The following is a 13,563-nucleotide window of genomic DNA, read 5'->3' as shown; positions in this document are numbered from 1 at the left end:
GCGGTGCTGCGATAAGCAGGCGTTCGGCGGCCGCCGCGCTTTGCGGTCGAACGTCGCGCGAAACAGGTGCCAGACCCGCGCGTGCGCGCCGATCACGGTTTTCGCATGTCGGCCATATCGCGCGCCCGCGCGACGGCGTCGCTACAATGACGTATTGACTCCAACGATCCCCGATTCCATCGATGTCGAACCCGAATCCCGCGGCGCCGCGCGCGCCGATGCTGTCGACCGCCGAGGCGCTCGCCGCGCTGCTCGATGCCGCGAAGCCGCTACCCGGCACCGAAACCGTCGTCACGCTCGACGCGCTCGGCCGCGTGCTGGCGGCCGACGTGAGCTCGCCGCTCGACGTGCCGCCGATGCATACGAGCGCGATGGACGGTTATGCGGTGCGCGTCGCCGACCTGCTGCACGGCGAGCGGCGTTTGCCGGTGTCGCAGCGGATTCCGGCCGGTCACCCGGCCGCGCCGCTCGCGGCCGGCACGGCCGCGCGGATCTTCACCGGCGCGACGGTGCCGCCCGGCGCCGACGCCGTCGTGATGCAGGAGCAGACGGCGGCCGACGGCGATGCGGTCGAGATCCTGCATACGCCGAAGGCCGGTGAATGGATTACCGCGCAGGGCGCGGACATCCGGCAGGGCGCGGTGATCCTGCCGGCCGGCACGCGGCTCACGCCGCAGGCGCTCGGCCTTGCCGCGTCGGTCGGCTGCGCGCAACTGTCGGTCGCTCGGCGGCTTCGCGTCGCGGTGTTCTTCACCGGCGACGAGCTGACGATGCCGGGCGAGCCGCTGAAGCCCGGCGCGATCTACAACTCGAACCGCTTCACGCTGCGCGGGTTGCTGGAGCGGCTCGGCTGCCATGTGACCGACTACGGGATCGTGCCCGACTCGCTCCCCGCGACGCGCGACACGCTGCGCGAGGCCGCGCGCGATCACGACGTGATCCTGACGAGCGGCGGCGTGTCGGTCGGCGACGAGGATCACGTGAAGCCTGCCGTCGAGGCCGAAGGGCGGCTCGCACTGTGGCAGATCGCGATGAAGCCCGGCAAGCCGCTCGCGTACGGCGCGGTGCGGCGCGGCGACGATCGCCCCGATGCGCACTTCATCGGGCTGCCCGGCAACCCGGTATCGAGTTTCGTCACGTTCCTGCTGTTCGTGCGGCCGTTCCTGCTGCGCTTGTCCGGCGTGCGCGACGTCGCGCCGCGCGCTCTGTCGCTGCGTGCCGACTTTTCGCAACGCAAGGGTGACCGGCGCAACGAATTCCTGCGTGCACGCGTCAATGCGGCCGGCGGCCTCGATCTGTTCCCGAACCAGAGCTCGGCGGTGCTGACGTCGACGGTCTGGGGCGACGGCTTGATCGACAATCCGCCGCAGCACGCGATCAGCGCCGGCGAGACCGTGCGTTTCATTCCGTTTTCCGAACTGCTGTCGTAACGCGACGGCTTCCCGAACCATGAAGATCCAGCTGAAATTTTTTGCAAGCGTACGAGAAGCACTGGGCGTCGCCGACGAGCAGGCCGACGTGCCGGACAGCGTAACGACCGTCGGCGACGTGCGCGCGTGGCTGCGCGTGCGCGGCGGTGCGTGGGCCGAGACGCTCGCCGAAGGGCGCGCATTGCGCATGGCGTGCAACCACGAGATGACCGATCCCGACACGCGGCTCACCGAGGGCTGCGAGGTCGCGTTCTTTCCGCCGGTGACGGGCGGTTGAGCTTTGCATGGGGCTGGAATAAGCGCTGAAGCGCTAACTCTGGTCGACAGAGGCAGACGATGGCAACGATACGAATCCAGACCGACGACTTCGATCTGAACGCCGAAGTCGCGGCATTGCGCGCGCGCAACCCGAAGATCGGCGCGATCGCGTGTTTCGTCGGCACGGTGCGCGACCTGAACGAAGGCGATTCGGTCGCCGCGATGGAGCTCGAGCACTATCCGGGGATGACCGAGAAGGCGCTCGAGAAGATCGCCGCCGAGGCAGGCCGGCGCTGGCCGGGCATCGACGTCGCGATCGTGCATCGGGTCGGCAGGCTCCTGCCGCTCGACCAGATCGTGATGGTGGCGACGGTTGCCGCGCATCGCGGCGATGCGTTCGCATCGTGCGAATTCGTGATGGACTACCTGAAGACCGAAGCGCCGTTCTGGAAAAAGGAAACGACGCCGGACGGCGAGCGCTGGGTCGATGCGCGCAGCACCGACGATGCGGCGCTCGCGCGCTGGGGCGTCGAATCGGGCAACACGCCGCGCTGAGCGCCACGTCAGCGCGATGCGGCAATGTGCCGCATGTGCGCAATCGTCGCGCGCGACGTGTGCGCGTTACGCGTCCGGATCGGCGCTGCGCCCGATGATCTTCGTCGGAAACGGCTCGCCGCGGGCGCGCGACGGCAATGCGTGCGGATCGTCGCCCGCATCGCGGCGGCGCGGCGCGATCGCATCGAGCAGCGCCTGCTGCTCGGGCGGAATCCGGTAATTCCAGCCGAACCGGCTCAACTGCAGGCTCTGCGCGATCCGCAGCGCGGGTTCCATGAAGCGGATCGCCGCGGGCGGCGCGTAGCGCGCCTCGACGGTCTTCAGGAACAGCGACAGCCAGCGGCTGAAATGGGCCGGCTCGATCCCGTCGAGCGGCTGGTGCGCCTGCTGCACGTTGCCGCGATAGCCCTTGGTGCCGAGCACGAGGCTCGACCAGAACGTGACCATCTTCGGCAGATGGTCGTCCCAGCGGCCGGCCAGTTTCGCATCGAACACGGGCCCGAGCAGCGGATCGGCGCGCACGCGGTCGTAAAACGCGTAGACGAGATCGCGGATGTTGTCTTCGGTCGGCTCGGCATCGCGAGGGCGGGCCGGGGCGGTATCGGGCAAGGCGGGCAGGGCGGTCATGGCAAAAAGGGCCGGGAGATCGAGGCAACGACGGAGCGACGGCGCGGGCAACGCGCAGGACGCCGGCAGGATTTTGACGCAAAATAGCGTCCTACAACCCCTGGAAAACGTGCGAATGCTATGCATCTTATTGCGCGCGCGCCATCCGGGCAACCCGGGGCCGCGGAACGGGACCGTCAGCCGACCCGGCGCGCGTCCCGACCGGCCCGGCCCGTGTAATCGGGGCACGATCGATCTTTTCCGTATTCGCCCATGAGACTCACCGACTACACCGACTATTCGCTGCGCGTGATGCTGTACCTTGCCGTGCGCGGCGAGGGGCTCGCGACGATCCAGGAGATCTCGGACGCCTACGGCATCTCGAAGAACCATCTGATGAAAGTCGTGCAGCAGCTCGGCGAGCTCGGATGGGTCGACACGGTTCGCGGCCGCAATGGCGGGCTGCGGCTGTTCCCCGAATCACTGCAGCTGACGGTCGGCCAGGTCGTGCGCGCGACCGAGAGCGACTTCGCGCTGGTCGGCTGCTTTTCGGCCGACGGCGGCGAATCGCGCGGCTGCGTGATCGAGCCGCAGTGTCGCCTGAAGGGCGTGCTGGCGGCCGCGCGCGATGCGTTCTTCGCCGAACTCGACCGTCACACGCTCGGCGAGCTGGTCGAACCCGCGTCGCCGCTCATGGCATTGCTCGGCATCCGTCCGGTCGCGCTCGTGCGCGCCGCGCCGTCACCGGACGAATCGCCCGCACCCGTCGAGCCGCCGTCTACGGCCGGCTGACACGCGGGCGCCGCGTCCCGCGATCCGGCTGCGTCCCGCCTCTCGGCCGCGGCATTGCCATCCAGCGACTTTTTGCGCTGAATCAACCCGAATTTCGCTTGAAAGGCGCATAACCATCCTCATCTTGGTGTTAATCGAAAATTGGAGGTCTCGACAAAATGAGAATCGACAAGCTCACCACCAAGTTCCAGGAAGCACTCGCGGACGCGCAAAGCCTTGCGGCAGGCCGCGACAATCAATACATCGAACCCGTTCACGTACTGGCGGCGCTGGTCGCGCAGCACGACGGTTCCGCGCGCTCGCTGATGTCCCGCGCGGGCGTTCACGTGCAGGCGCTGCAAGGCGCGCTGAACGAAGCGATCTCGCGCCTGCCGCAAGTCACGGGCACGGGCGGCGACATCCAGATCGGCCGCGAGTTGGCCGGGTTGCTGAACCAGGCCGACAAGGAAGCGCAGAAGCTCAACGACACGTTCATCGCGAGCGAGATGTTCCTGCTCGCCGTGTCCGACGACAAGGGCGACGCCGGCAAGCTCGCGCGTCAGCACGGCCTCACGCGCAAGGCGCTCGAAGCCGCGATCGCCGCGGTGCGCGGCGGCTCGCAGGTGCACAGCCAGGATGCCGAAAGCCAGCGCGAGGCGCTGAAGAAATACACGGTCGACCTGACCGAGCGCGCCCGTTCGGGCAAGCTCGATCCGGTGATCGGCCGCGACGACGAAATCCGCCGCTCGATCCAGATCCTGCAGCGCCGCACGAAGAACAACCCGGTGCTGATCGGCGAGCCGGGCGTCGGCAAGACCGCGATCGTCGAAGGGCTCGCGCAGCGGATCGTCAACGGCGAAGTGCCCGAGACGCTGAAGGGCAAGCGCGTGCTGTCGCTCGACATGGCCGCGCTGCTCGCGGGCGCGAAGTATCGCGGCGAGTTCGAGGAGCGCCTGAAGGCCGTGCTCAACGACATCGCGAAGGACGAAGGCCAGACGATCGTCTTCATCGACGAGATCCATACGATGGTCGGTGCCGGCAAGGCAGAAGGCGCGATGGATGCGGGCAACATGCTGAAGCCGGCGCTGTCGCGCGGCGAGCTGCACTGCATCGGCGCGACCACGCTCGACGAATACCGCAAGTACATCGAGAAGGATGCCGCGCTCGAACGCCGCTTCCAGAAGGTGCTCGTCGACGAGCCGAGCGTCGAGGCGACGATCGCGATCCTGCGCGGGCTGCAGGAGAAGTACGAACTGCACCACGGCGTCGACATCACCGACCCGGCGATCGTTGCAGCGGCCGAGCTGTCGCATCGCTACATCACCGACCGCTTCCTGCCCGACAAGGCGATCGACCTGATCGACGAGGCCGCTTCGAAGATCAAGATGGAAATCGATTCGAAGCCCGAAGAGATGGACAAGCTCGACCGCCGGCTGATCCAGCTGAAGATCGAGCGCGAAGCCGTGAAGAAGGAGCAGGACGAAGCGTCGCAGAAGCGCCTGCAGCTGATCGAGGAGGAGATCGACCGCCTCGGCCGCGAATATGCGGACCTCGAGGAGATCTGGACCGTCGAGAAGGCCGCGGTACAGGGCAGCGCGCAGCTCAAGGAAGAGATCGAGAAGGCGCGCGCGGACATCGCGCGGCTGCAGCGTGACGGCAAGCTGGAGAAGGTCGCCGAGCTGCAGTACGGCAAGCTGCCGCAGCTCGAGGCGCAACTGAAGCAGGTTACGCAGGCCGAAGAGCAGGAGCAGCACAACCCGACGCGTCCGCGCCTGCTGCGCACGCAGGTCGGCGCCGAGGAAATCGCGGAAGTCGTGTCGCGTTCGACGGGGATTCCGGTATCGCGGATGATGCAGGGTGAACGCGAGAAGCTGCTGCACATCGAGGAAAAGCTGCATGAGCGCGTGGTCGGCCAGCATGAGGCGATCGGCGCGGTGGCCGACGCGATCCGCCGTTCGCGCGCGGGTCTCGCCGATCCGAACCGTCCGTACGGCTCGTTCCTGTTCCTCGGCCCGACGGGTGTCGGCAAGACCGAGCTGTGCAAGGCACTGGCGTCGTTCCTGTTCGATTCGGAAGAGCACCTGATCCGCATCGACATGAGCGAGTTCATGGAGAAGCACAGCGTCGCGCGGCTGATCGGCGCGCCGCCGGGTTATGTCGGCTATGAGGAAGGCGGCTACCTGACGGAAGCCGTGCGCCGCAAGCCGTACAGCGTGATCCTGCTCGACGAGATCGAGAAGGCCCATCCGGACGTGTTCAACGTGCTGCTGCAGGTGCTCGACGACGGCCGCATGACGGACGGGCAGGGGCGCACGGTCGACTTCAAGAACACGGTGATCGTGATGACGTCGAACCTAGGCTCGCAGGTGATCCAGGCGATGACCGGTGCGCCGCAGGACGAGATCAAGGACGCCGTGTGGCTCGAGGTGAAGCAGCACTTCCGCCCCGAGTTCCTGAACCGGATCGACGACGTCGTCGTGTTCCATGCGCTCGACCGCAGCAACATCGAGTCGATCGCGAAGATCCAGCTGGCGCGCCTGCACGACCGGCTCGCGAAGCTCGACATGGCGCTCGACGTGTCGGAAGCAGCGCTCGAGCAGATCGCGAAGGTCGGCTACGATCCGCTGTTCGGCGCGCGGCCGCTGAAGCGCGCGATCCAGCAGGAGATCGAGAACCCGGTCGCGAAGCTCATCCTCGCGGGCCGCTTCGGTCCGAAGGACGTGATTCCGGTCGACGTCAACGACGGCAAGTTCGTGTTCGACCGCGTCGTTCACTGAACGCCGGCCACCGGCCGCACGCCCGGTTCGCGCCGGGCGCGCAAAAACAAACACCCCGCCGAGGCGGGGTGTTTGCATATGGAGCGGCTCAATTGGGCCATGAAACGGGGGCCGCGAAGCGGCGTGGGCTCAGCCCTGCTTGTTGCCGCCGAACATGCCGGCGAGTTGCGACAGCGAGCCGAGCACGTTCGACGGGTCGACCTGGGCCTGGCCATCGGCCGGCACCGCGCCGTCCGGCGTCGCGTGGTTGACGACGTGCGGCAGTACCTGCGCGAGGACGGTCGAGGCCATCGACGGGTCGACGCCGAACTTGCTTGCCAGCGCGCCGATCGCGTCCGGGCCGAGCACGTTCTGCAGCGCATCCGGCGAGATCGGCTGGTTCTGGCCGGTGCCGACCCACGAGCCGATGATGTCGCCGGCGCCGCCTGCCTTGAACTTTTCGATCAGGCCATTCAGGCCGCCCGGCTGGTTGTTGATGAATTCGAGCGCGGTCGTGATCAGTGCGCTTTGCGAGTTGCCGCCGGCCTGGCCGCCGATCAGACCGCCGACGATGTCGAGGAGACCCATGGTTCTTCACCTTTACCGATAAGGGCGCCGCAATAAGGGCGCCCGTTGAACGAATACCGCGCGCATGCCGTCGCGCGCGCGGCGCATATCAGGCGCCCGACGCCGCGGCGGCGGAGGCTGCCTTGTCCTTCTTGCTCTTTTTCTTCGAACCCTTCGTCGCCTTCGCGGACGACGCTGCGACCGGTGCGCTCGCACCCGCGTCGGCGGATGCCGCTGCGGCCGCTGCCGCCTTTTCCTTCTTCGACGCGCGCTTGGCCTTGGCCGGCTTCGTGGCCGTATCCGGTGCGCTTGCCGCCGGGGCCGGCGCCGTGGCCGTCGTGCCGGCCGTCGCGGTCGTGGACGTCGATGTGGTGCCTGCCGACGTCGTTGCCGGCGTGGTGGCCGGCGCGGTCGCGGCCGGCTTCGACAGCTTCACGCCCTTCGGCGGCGTCGCCGAGCCGCCGATCGTCAGGCCGTTCTCCTCGAGATGCCCGACCGATTTCGTGCCGAGGCCCTTCACGCGGTTCGCCAGATCGTCGGCGTCCTTGAACGGGCCGTTCTTGGTGCGTTCGTCGATGATCGCCTTCGACTTCACGGGCCCGAGACCCTTCACGGATTCGAGCGTGGCCTGGTCGGCCGTGTTGACTTCGACGGCTGCGGCAAGGCCTGCGGCAAGCGACAGCGATAGCGCGACGAACAGCATCAGCAGCTTTTTCAGCATGGCAAGGGCTCCCTGGTTCTGACGGATGAATGGCTGTTGCAACGGACGGCGGGGCGGCACGCGGCCGGACGTCGCCGTTAAGCATAGGACAAATGCGTGCCCTTTTTAAGACCGGCTGACCGAATCTTGCGGAAGGCTTGCGTCGCTGTAAAGGCCGAAAGCCGTGCCGGGCGGCGATTTTGACCATTCTTTACGGTGTCGCGGGGCATCGCGGCTTGTCGTCGCGCTGGCCGTTCGATAGTGCTTGACTTAGAGTTGGCTCTAACTCCTAACCTTGTTCCTGCCATGTCGAAAACCGTATCCAAACCTTCCTCCGCCGGTCCGCTGACGATCGGGCAAGTCGCCGAGCTGACCGGCGTGTCGACGCATACGCTGCGGTATTACGAGCAGGCCGGCCTGCTGCGCGCGATTTCGCGCACGGCGGCCGGGCACCGGCTCTATGCGCCGGCCGACCTTGACTGGCTGGCGTTCGTGATGCGCCTGAAGGCGACCGGCATGCCGATCGCGCAGATGCAGCAGTTCGCGGCGCTGCGCGCGCAAGGCGAGCCGACGTTCGGTGCGCGGCGCCGGTTGCTGGTTGCGCATCGCGACGCGGTGCGGGTGCATATCGCGGAGCTGCAGGCGAGCCTCGACGCGATCGGCGACAAGATCGCGTACTACGAGGCGCGGGAACGCGATACGGAACGACGGGCGACACCTTCTCACTCTCAATCGGAACAGGACGGACACAATGGAACAACTCGTTGAAGATCGTTATACGCGCGGCTGGAACAAACTGAAGGAAATCGACGGCGAAGTGGGCGAACGCGTGATCGCGGCGCTTGCGCCGATCGCGCCGGACTTCGGGCGGCTCCTGGTCGAGTTCGGTTTCGGCGACATCTACAGCCGGCCGCAGCTCGACCTGAAAGCACGTGAAATCGCGACGATCGCGGCGCTGGCCGCGCTCGGCAACGCGCAGCCGCAACTGAAGGTGCATATCGAGGCTGCGCTGAACGTCGGCTGCACGCGCGACGAGATCGTCGAAGTGTTCATGCAGATGGCCGTCTACGCGGGTTTCCCGGCCGCGCTCAACGCGCTGTTCGCGGCGCACGAGGTGTTCGTGCGGCACGACGAAGCGGCCGGTGAGGCCGGGAAAGCAAGCGAAGCGGCCGCGCAGGCCGCGTGATGGCGGGCGCGTCGGCTCGTCACACGCGGTGCGGCGCGACGATCCGGTGTTTCGCGATCCGCCGGTACAGCGTCGCGCGCGAGATGCCGAGCGCCTGCGCGGCCGCGTCGGGCCGCCAGCGGTGCGCGGTGAGCGCCGCGACGATGCGGCCGCGCTCGTCGTCGGGCAGTGCGCCGGCCGGCGCGGCGCCGAGCTGCGCGGCGATGTCGGCTGGCAGGTCGCGCCGCGTCACGCGCGCTGTGTCGCACACCGCGCACGCATAACGCAGCACGTTGCGCAGTTGCCGTACGTTGCCGGGCCACGGATAGGCGGCGAGCTGTTCGGCGAGCGTCGCGTCGAGCATGAGCACGTGGCCGGTCGCCTGCGCTTCCTCGGCGAATACGGCCGCAATCACGTCGCGCACGTCCGCGCGCTCGCGCAGCGGCGGCAGCTCGAACGTCGCGCCGCTCAGCCGGTAGTACAGATCTTCGCGGAACGTGCCGTCGGCCACCATGCGCGCGAGATCGCGGTGCGTCGCGCAGATCACGTCGAGATCGACGCGCACGGGCGTATCGCTGCCGAGCGGCACGACCTCGCCGTCGGCGAGTACGCGCAACAGGCGTGTCTGCAGCGCGAGCGGCATGTCGCCGATTTCGTCGAGAAACAGCGTGCCGCCGTCGGCGAGCGCGATCTTGCCGCGCGCGCCGTGCTTGCGCGCACCGGTGAACGCGCCGGCCGCATAGCCGAACAGTTCGCTCTCGATCAACGCTTCCGGCAGCGCGCCGCAGTTGACGGCAACGAACGGCCGCGCGCGCCGCGCACCGGCATCGTGGATCGCGCGCGCGAACACTTCCTTGCCCGCACCGGTTTCGCCGAGCACGAGAATCGGCAGCCGCTTGCTCGCGACCCGCAGCGCGAGCTCCGCCTGTTGCGCGATGTGCGTGTCGCTGCTGTGGAGGAACGGCGTCAGCGCGCCGACGTGGCGCGTCGCGGTGCCCGCGCGCCGCGATACCGTGCCGGGCTCGCGGCCGGCGGCGCGTCGTAGCGGCGCACGCAGCCGCGCATAGAGCGGTGCGCCGGTCGCGCGCAGCCGCAGCGCGACGATCGTATCGAGCCGCGCGGCATCGCGCAGCGGCATCTCGTTTGCGTCGAAGATCTCGTCGATATGGCGCGGTTCGCGCAGCGCCGGCAGCGCATCGCGCGCCTGCCGGTTCGCGGCGACGATATTGCCGCAGTCGTCGAACGCGATCAGCCACTCGGGTTGCGCTTCGACGTAGTGACGGTTCGGATGCCCGAACAATATCCAGTGCTGCGCGGTGCTGTGCACGAAGTAGCCGTCCTCGATCAGCGCCGCGCTCTGCCGCACGAGCTGGTACACCAGGCGCTGGCTGTCGCGGCCGTCGGGCGAATGGACGGCCGACGCGTCGAGCACGCCGATCAGCTCGCCGCCGGGCGAGAAGATCGGCGCCGCGCTGCAGGTGAGCGTTGTGAACGCCGCGCGAAAGTGATCGGTCTTGTGCACGGTGATCGGTGCGAGATCGGTCAGCACGCTCGCGACGCCGCACGTTCCTTCCTCGCTTTCGGACCAGCACGAGCCGATGTGCAGCCCCGCATGGCGGAAGTCGTTGCGGCGCTCGCGGTCGATCCGGTAGTCGATCGTCACGCCGTGCGCGTCGGTCAGCATCACGCAGTAGTCGGCCACGCGGATCATGTCGTGCAGCCGTGTCAGGCACTGGCCCGACGCACGCAGGAAGGCTTCCTCCTTGTCGCGCACTTCGCGCAGCTCGGACGCGGTCAGCACGCGCGGGCCGATCGACGAAGCGGGGTCGAGACAGTAGCGCTCCAGCGAACGTTGCCACGACGACACGAGGCGCGCGGAATCGGCCGGCGCGGGCAGGCGTCCGGCGAGCGCGCCGAGCACACGGTCAGCGTGCTGGGCCTGGGGGACGGCGTAGGGCATGGTCGGCTCCGGTTCCGTACGGCGGGGAATTCGATGCTCTTGTAGCACATCCGGTCCGGCGGATCACATTGCATCGCAGCACGCGGCGCGCGTGAGACGTTCGTCTCATGTGTCTCTCGTCCGGTCTCGCGCAGTTGAGACGCCCACAGCGTGGCGTTCGGCTTGTCGCGCCATGCGCCACGCCGCGTCAACGCAGGGTTTGCGGGCAGGCCGGCGCGCTTGCGCGGGCGCCGCGACGAGCGCGTCGTCGCATCGACGGCGTGAGACGCGCGGGTAGATTCGACGCGCGCTGCGTCGCCACGGTCGCGAATCCGGAACACATGCATGCCCGCCGCGCTAGCGCGGGCGTGGGTTTCGCGGTCATCGCACGCACGATGGCACGCCGCTTGCAAAGATCACGGGCAAGTCCGGCGCGGTCGCGTCGGCGACGACGATCCGCAGCCCGTCGATGGCAGCGGACGAAACAGGCAAGGCCGGAGCGGGCGCCAATGCGCCGGCGCCGGTCAACTGGATGGAGACAAACCCGTGACGACGCCCGTTACCGTCGGTGTGATCGCGAACCCCGCATCGGGGCGCGACATCCGCCGCCTCACGACGCATGCATCCGTGTTTCCGACGGCGGAGAAGGCGAACATGATCGTGCGCCTGCTGGCCGGCCTCGGCGCGATGGGCGTCGAGCGCGTGCTGACGCTGCGCGACCGGGCGGGCATCGCGACGCTGCTGCTGCGCGCACTCGACACGCATCGCGCGGTCGCGCCGCACGAGCGCTGGCCCGAGGTCGAGTTCGTCGACCTGCCGATCACCGATACCGTCGCCGACACGCAGGCCGGCGCCGCGTACCTGCACCGGATGGAAGTCGCGCTGATCGTCGTGCTCGGCGGCGACGGCACCCATCGCGCGGTTGCCGCGTTTTGCGGCGCGACGCCGCTCGTCGCGCTGTCCACCGGCACCAACAACGCATTTCCCGAACATCGCGAGGCGACCGTCGCAGGCGTCGCGGCAGGACTCGCCGCGACCGGCGCCGTGCCGGCCGAGGTCGCGTTCACCCGCAACAAGCGGCTCGTCGTGCGCTGCGTGGCGGGCGCACAGCCGGGGCGCGAAGAGATTGCGCTCGTCGACGTGTGCGCGGCGCGACAGCGCTTCATCGGCGCCCGCGCGATTTCTGGGTCCGGCGACATCGACTCGCTCTACCTGACGTTCGCGGAACCGGACGGCATCGGCCTGTCCGCGCTCGGCGGCGCATGGGCGCCGCTCGAGCGCAGCGCGCCGCACGGGCTTGCAATGCGCTTCGCGGACGAAGGCAAGACGGCCGGCACGCCGCTCGTCGCGCCGATCGCGCCGGGCCGCGTCGACCGCGTCGTGATGCGCAGTTGCGAGCGGCTCGAACCGGGGGCGTGGCAAACGATCCCGTTCGAGCGCGGCACGCTCGCGTTCGACGGCGAGCGCGAGATCGAGGTGGCACGCGGCGATCGCTACGAGATTTCGCTCGACTGGCGCGGGCCGCTTACCGTCGACGTCGGCCGCACGCTGCGCTACGCGTCTTCGCGGCAATTGCTGCGTGACGCCGGTGCGTGGCGCGATTGAGCATCCGGTTTCCCGAACGACATATCGACATCCATAACGATCATCAAGGAGGTACCGATGGACAACGTGACGGGCCAGGCCGTGAACGTCGACGGCGGCTTCACGTTCCACTGACGGCCGCAGGCCGTGCAATCCGTCGCCACGGCACGGCCGCGGCGGCATTCGCAGTCAGACCTATCCAGGAGACACACATGACCGTTTCGACCCAGCTCAGCAGGGACAAGCTGCTGGACGCATACCGGCTGATGCGCACGATCCGCGAATTCGAGGAGCGCCTGCACGTCGAATTCGCGACCGGCGAGATTCCCGGCTTCGTTCACCTGTACGCGGGCGAGGAGGCGTCCGCGGTCGGCACGATGCTGCACCTCGGCCTTGCCGACTACGTCGCGACCACGCACCGCGGCCATGGCCATTGCATCGCGAAGGGCGTCGACGTGCACGGGATGATGGCCGAGATCTACGGCAAGAAAACCGGCGTTTGCCACGGCAAGGGCGGCTCGATGCACATCGCCGACCTGTCGATGGGGATGCTCGGCGCGAACGGGATCGTCGGCGCGGGCGGTCCGCTCGTGTGCGGCGCGGCGCTCGCGGCGAAGCACAAGAAGTCCGGCGGCGTCGGTGTGTGCTTCTTCGGCGACGGCGCGTCGAACCAGGGCGTGATCTTCGAATCGATGAACCTCGCGTCGGTGTGGCGGCTGCCCGCGATCTTCGTCGCCGAAAACAACGGTTATGCGGAAGCGACGTCGTCGAGCTGGTCGGTCGCGACCGACAACATCGCGGATCGCGCGAACGGGTTCGGGATGCCGGGCGTGATCGTCGACGGCTTCGACTTCTTCGCGGTGCACGAAGCGCTCGGTGAGGCCGTCGAGCGTGCGCGCAACGGCGGCGGCCCGACGCTCGTCGAGGTGAAGTTCACGCGCTATTTCGGTCATTTCGAAGGCGATGCGCAGACCTACCGCGCACCCGGCGAGGTGCAGAAGCTGCGCGACGAGAAGGACTGCCTGAAGCACTTCGAGACGCGCGTCGTGCGCGCCGAGGCGCTGACGATCGCCGACCTGCGCGCGGTCGATGCCCAGGTGAAGGCGCTGATCGACGACGCGGTCGCGCAGGCGAAGGCCGCGCCGCTGCCCGACGCGACCGACCTGCTGACCGACGTCTACGTGTCGTACCCGTGAGCGCGGCCTGACACCGCAGCCGGCACGGCGAACCGA

At 68.3% G+C, this 13,563-nt stretch carries 13 protein-coding genes; 9 read left to right on the top strand and 4 right to left on the bottom strand.

Features of this window, described 5'->3' with window-relative positions:
- Positions 1-182: 182 nt before the first annotated feature.
- Genes glp through OEJ37_RS15315 form a run of 3 tightly spaced genes read left to right on the top strand, consistent with a single transcriptional unit; the run spans position 183 to position 2,243 of the window.
- Complete coding sequence (glp, locus tag OEJ37_RS15325) at positions 183-1,430, top strand: gephyrin-like molybdotransferase Glp (RefSeq protein WP_175920188.1); 1,248 nt, start codon at positions 183-185, stop codon at positions 1,428-1,430.
- A 19-nt stretch (positions 1,431-1,449) separates the two neighbouring features.
- The gene (moaD, locus tag OEJ37_RS15320) at positions 1,450-1,707 is read left to right on the top strand and encodes a molybdopterin converting factor subunit 1 (protein ID WP_011352296.1); all 258 of its coding nucleotides are present in this window, start codon (positions 1,450-1,452) and stop codon (positions 1,705-1,707) included.
- A 59-nt stretch (positions 1,708-1,766) separates the two neighbouring features.
- Positions 1,767-2,243, top strand: a complete 477-nt coding sequence (locus tag OEJ37_RS15315) for a molybdenum cofactor biosynthesis protein MoaE (RefSeq protein WP_152857490.1) — start codon at positions 1,767-1,769, stop codon at positions 2,241-2,243.
- Positions 2,244-2,309: 66 nt separating this feature from the next.
- Here OEJ37_RS15315 and OEJ37_RS15310 read toward each other — a convergent pair whose 3' ends face one another.
- Entirely contained in the window at positions 2,310-2,870 is a 561-nt protein-coding gene (locus tag OEJ37_RS15310) for a group III truncated hemoglobin (RefSeq protein WP_263344731.1), read from the bottom strand.
- A gap of 252 nt (positions 2,871-3,122) precedes the next feature.
- Here OEJ37_RS15310 and OEJ37_RS15305 point away from each other — a divergent pair, with 252 nt between their 5' ends.
- Both OEJ37_RS15305 and clpB read left to right on the top strand, forming a co-directional pair.
- Complete coding sequence (locus OEJ37_RS15305) at positions 3,123-3,641, top strand: Rrf2 family transcriptional regulator (protein ID WP_174419010.1); 519 nt, start codon at positions 3,123-3,125, stop codon at positions 3,639-3,641.
- Positions 3,642-3,799: 158 nt separating this feature from the next.
- Positions 3,800-6,397 carry an ATP-dependent chaperone ClpB gene (gene clpB / locus OEJ37_RS15300; RefSeq protein ID WP_174419011.1) on the top strand — a complete coding sequence of 866 codons (2,598 nt, stop codon included), beginning with the start codon at positions 3,800-3,802 and terminating at the stop codon, positions 6,395-6,397.
- 129 nt (positions 6,398-6,526) lie between these two features.
- Here clpB and OEJ37_RS15295 read toward each other — a convergent pair whose 3' ends face one another.
- Both OEJ37_RS15295 and OEJ37_RS15290 read right to left on the bottom strand, forming a co-directional pair.
- Complete coding sequence (locus tag OEJ37_RS15295) at positions 6,527-6,964, bottom strand: YidB family protein (RefSeq protein WP_263344730.1); 438 nt, start codon at positions 6,962-6,964, stop codon at positions 6,527-6,529.
- An 88-nt stretch (positions 6,965-7,052) separates the two neighbouring features.
- Positions 7,053-7,664: a ComEA family DNA-binding protein gene (locus tag OEJ37_RS15290; RefSeq protein WP_263344729.1), complete on the bottom strand. Its 612-nt coding sequence runs from the start codon at positions 7,662-7,664 to the stop codon at positions 7,053-7,055.
- Between the two features lie 285 nt (positions 7,665-7,949).
- Between OEJ37_RS15290 and OEJ37_RS15285 the strand changes: the two genes are divergently transcribed.
- On the top strand, positions 7,950-8,411 hold the full coding sequence (locus tag OEJ37_RS15285) for a MerR family transcriptional regulator (protein WP_263344728.1): 462 nt from the start codon (positions 7,950-7,952) through the stop codon (positions 8,409-8,411).
- Positions 8,395-8,829 carry a carboxymuconolactone decarboxylase family protein gene (locus tag OEJ37_RS15280; protein ID WP_263344727.1) on the top strand — a complete coding sequence of 145 codons (435 nt, stop codon included), beginning with the start codon at positions 8,395-8,397 and terminating at the stop codon, positions 8,827-8,829. The genes OEJ37_RS15285 and OEJ37_RS15280 overlap by 17 nt, the downstream gene beginning before the upstream one ends.
- A gap of 19 nt (positions 8,830-8,848) precedes the next feature.
- Here the strand turns inward: OEJ37_RS15280 and OEJ37_RS15275 are convergent, their stop codons facing one another.
- Positions 8,849-10,768, bottom strand: coding sequence for a sigma-54-dependent Fis family transcriptional regulator (locus OEJ37_RS15275; protein ID WP_263344726.1), 1,920 nt, complete (start codon positions 10,766-10,768; stop codon positions 8,849-8,851).
- 525 nt (positions 10,769-11,293) lie between these two features.
- On the opposite strand from OEJ37_RS15275, the gene OEJ37_RS15270 reads away from it, so the two are divergent.
- Both OEJ37_RS15270 and OEJ37_RS15265 read left to right on the top strand, forming a co-directional pair.
- Entirely contained in the window at positions 11,294-12,352 is a 1,059-nt protein-coding gene (locus OEJ37_RS15270; RefSeq protein WP_263344725.1) for an ATP-NAD kinase family protein, read from the top strand.
- A gap of 191 nt (positions 12,353-12,543) precedes the next feature.
- Positions 12,544-13,527 (top strand): thiamine pyrophosphate-dependent dehydrogenase E1 component subunit alpha, encoded by a 984-nt coding sequence (locus tag OEJ37_RS15265; protein WP_263344724.1) that lies wholly within the window; start codon positions 12,544-12,546, stop codon positions 13,525-13,527.
- The last annotated feature ends 36 nt before the right edge of the window (positions 13,528-13,563 follow it).

This window comes from Burkholderia sp. BKH01 (genome assembly GCF_025685725.1).
Lineage (GTDB): Bacteria > Pseudomonadota > Gammaproteobacteria > Burkholderiales > Burkholderiaceae > Burkholderia > Burkholderia pyrrocinia_C.
Note: the sequence above shows the minus strand (reverse complement) of the source record. Positions and strands in the feature narration are given on the sequence as shown.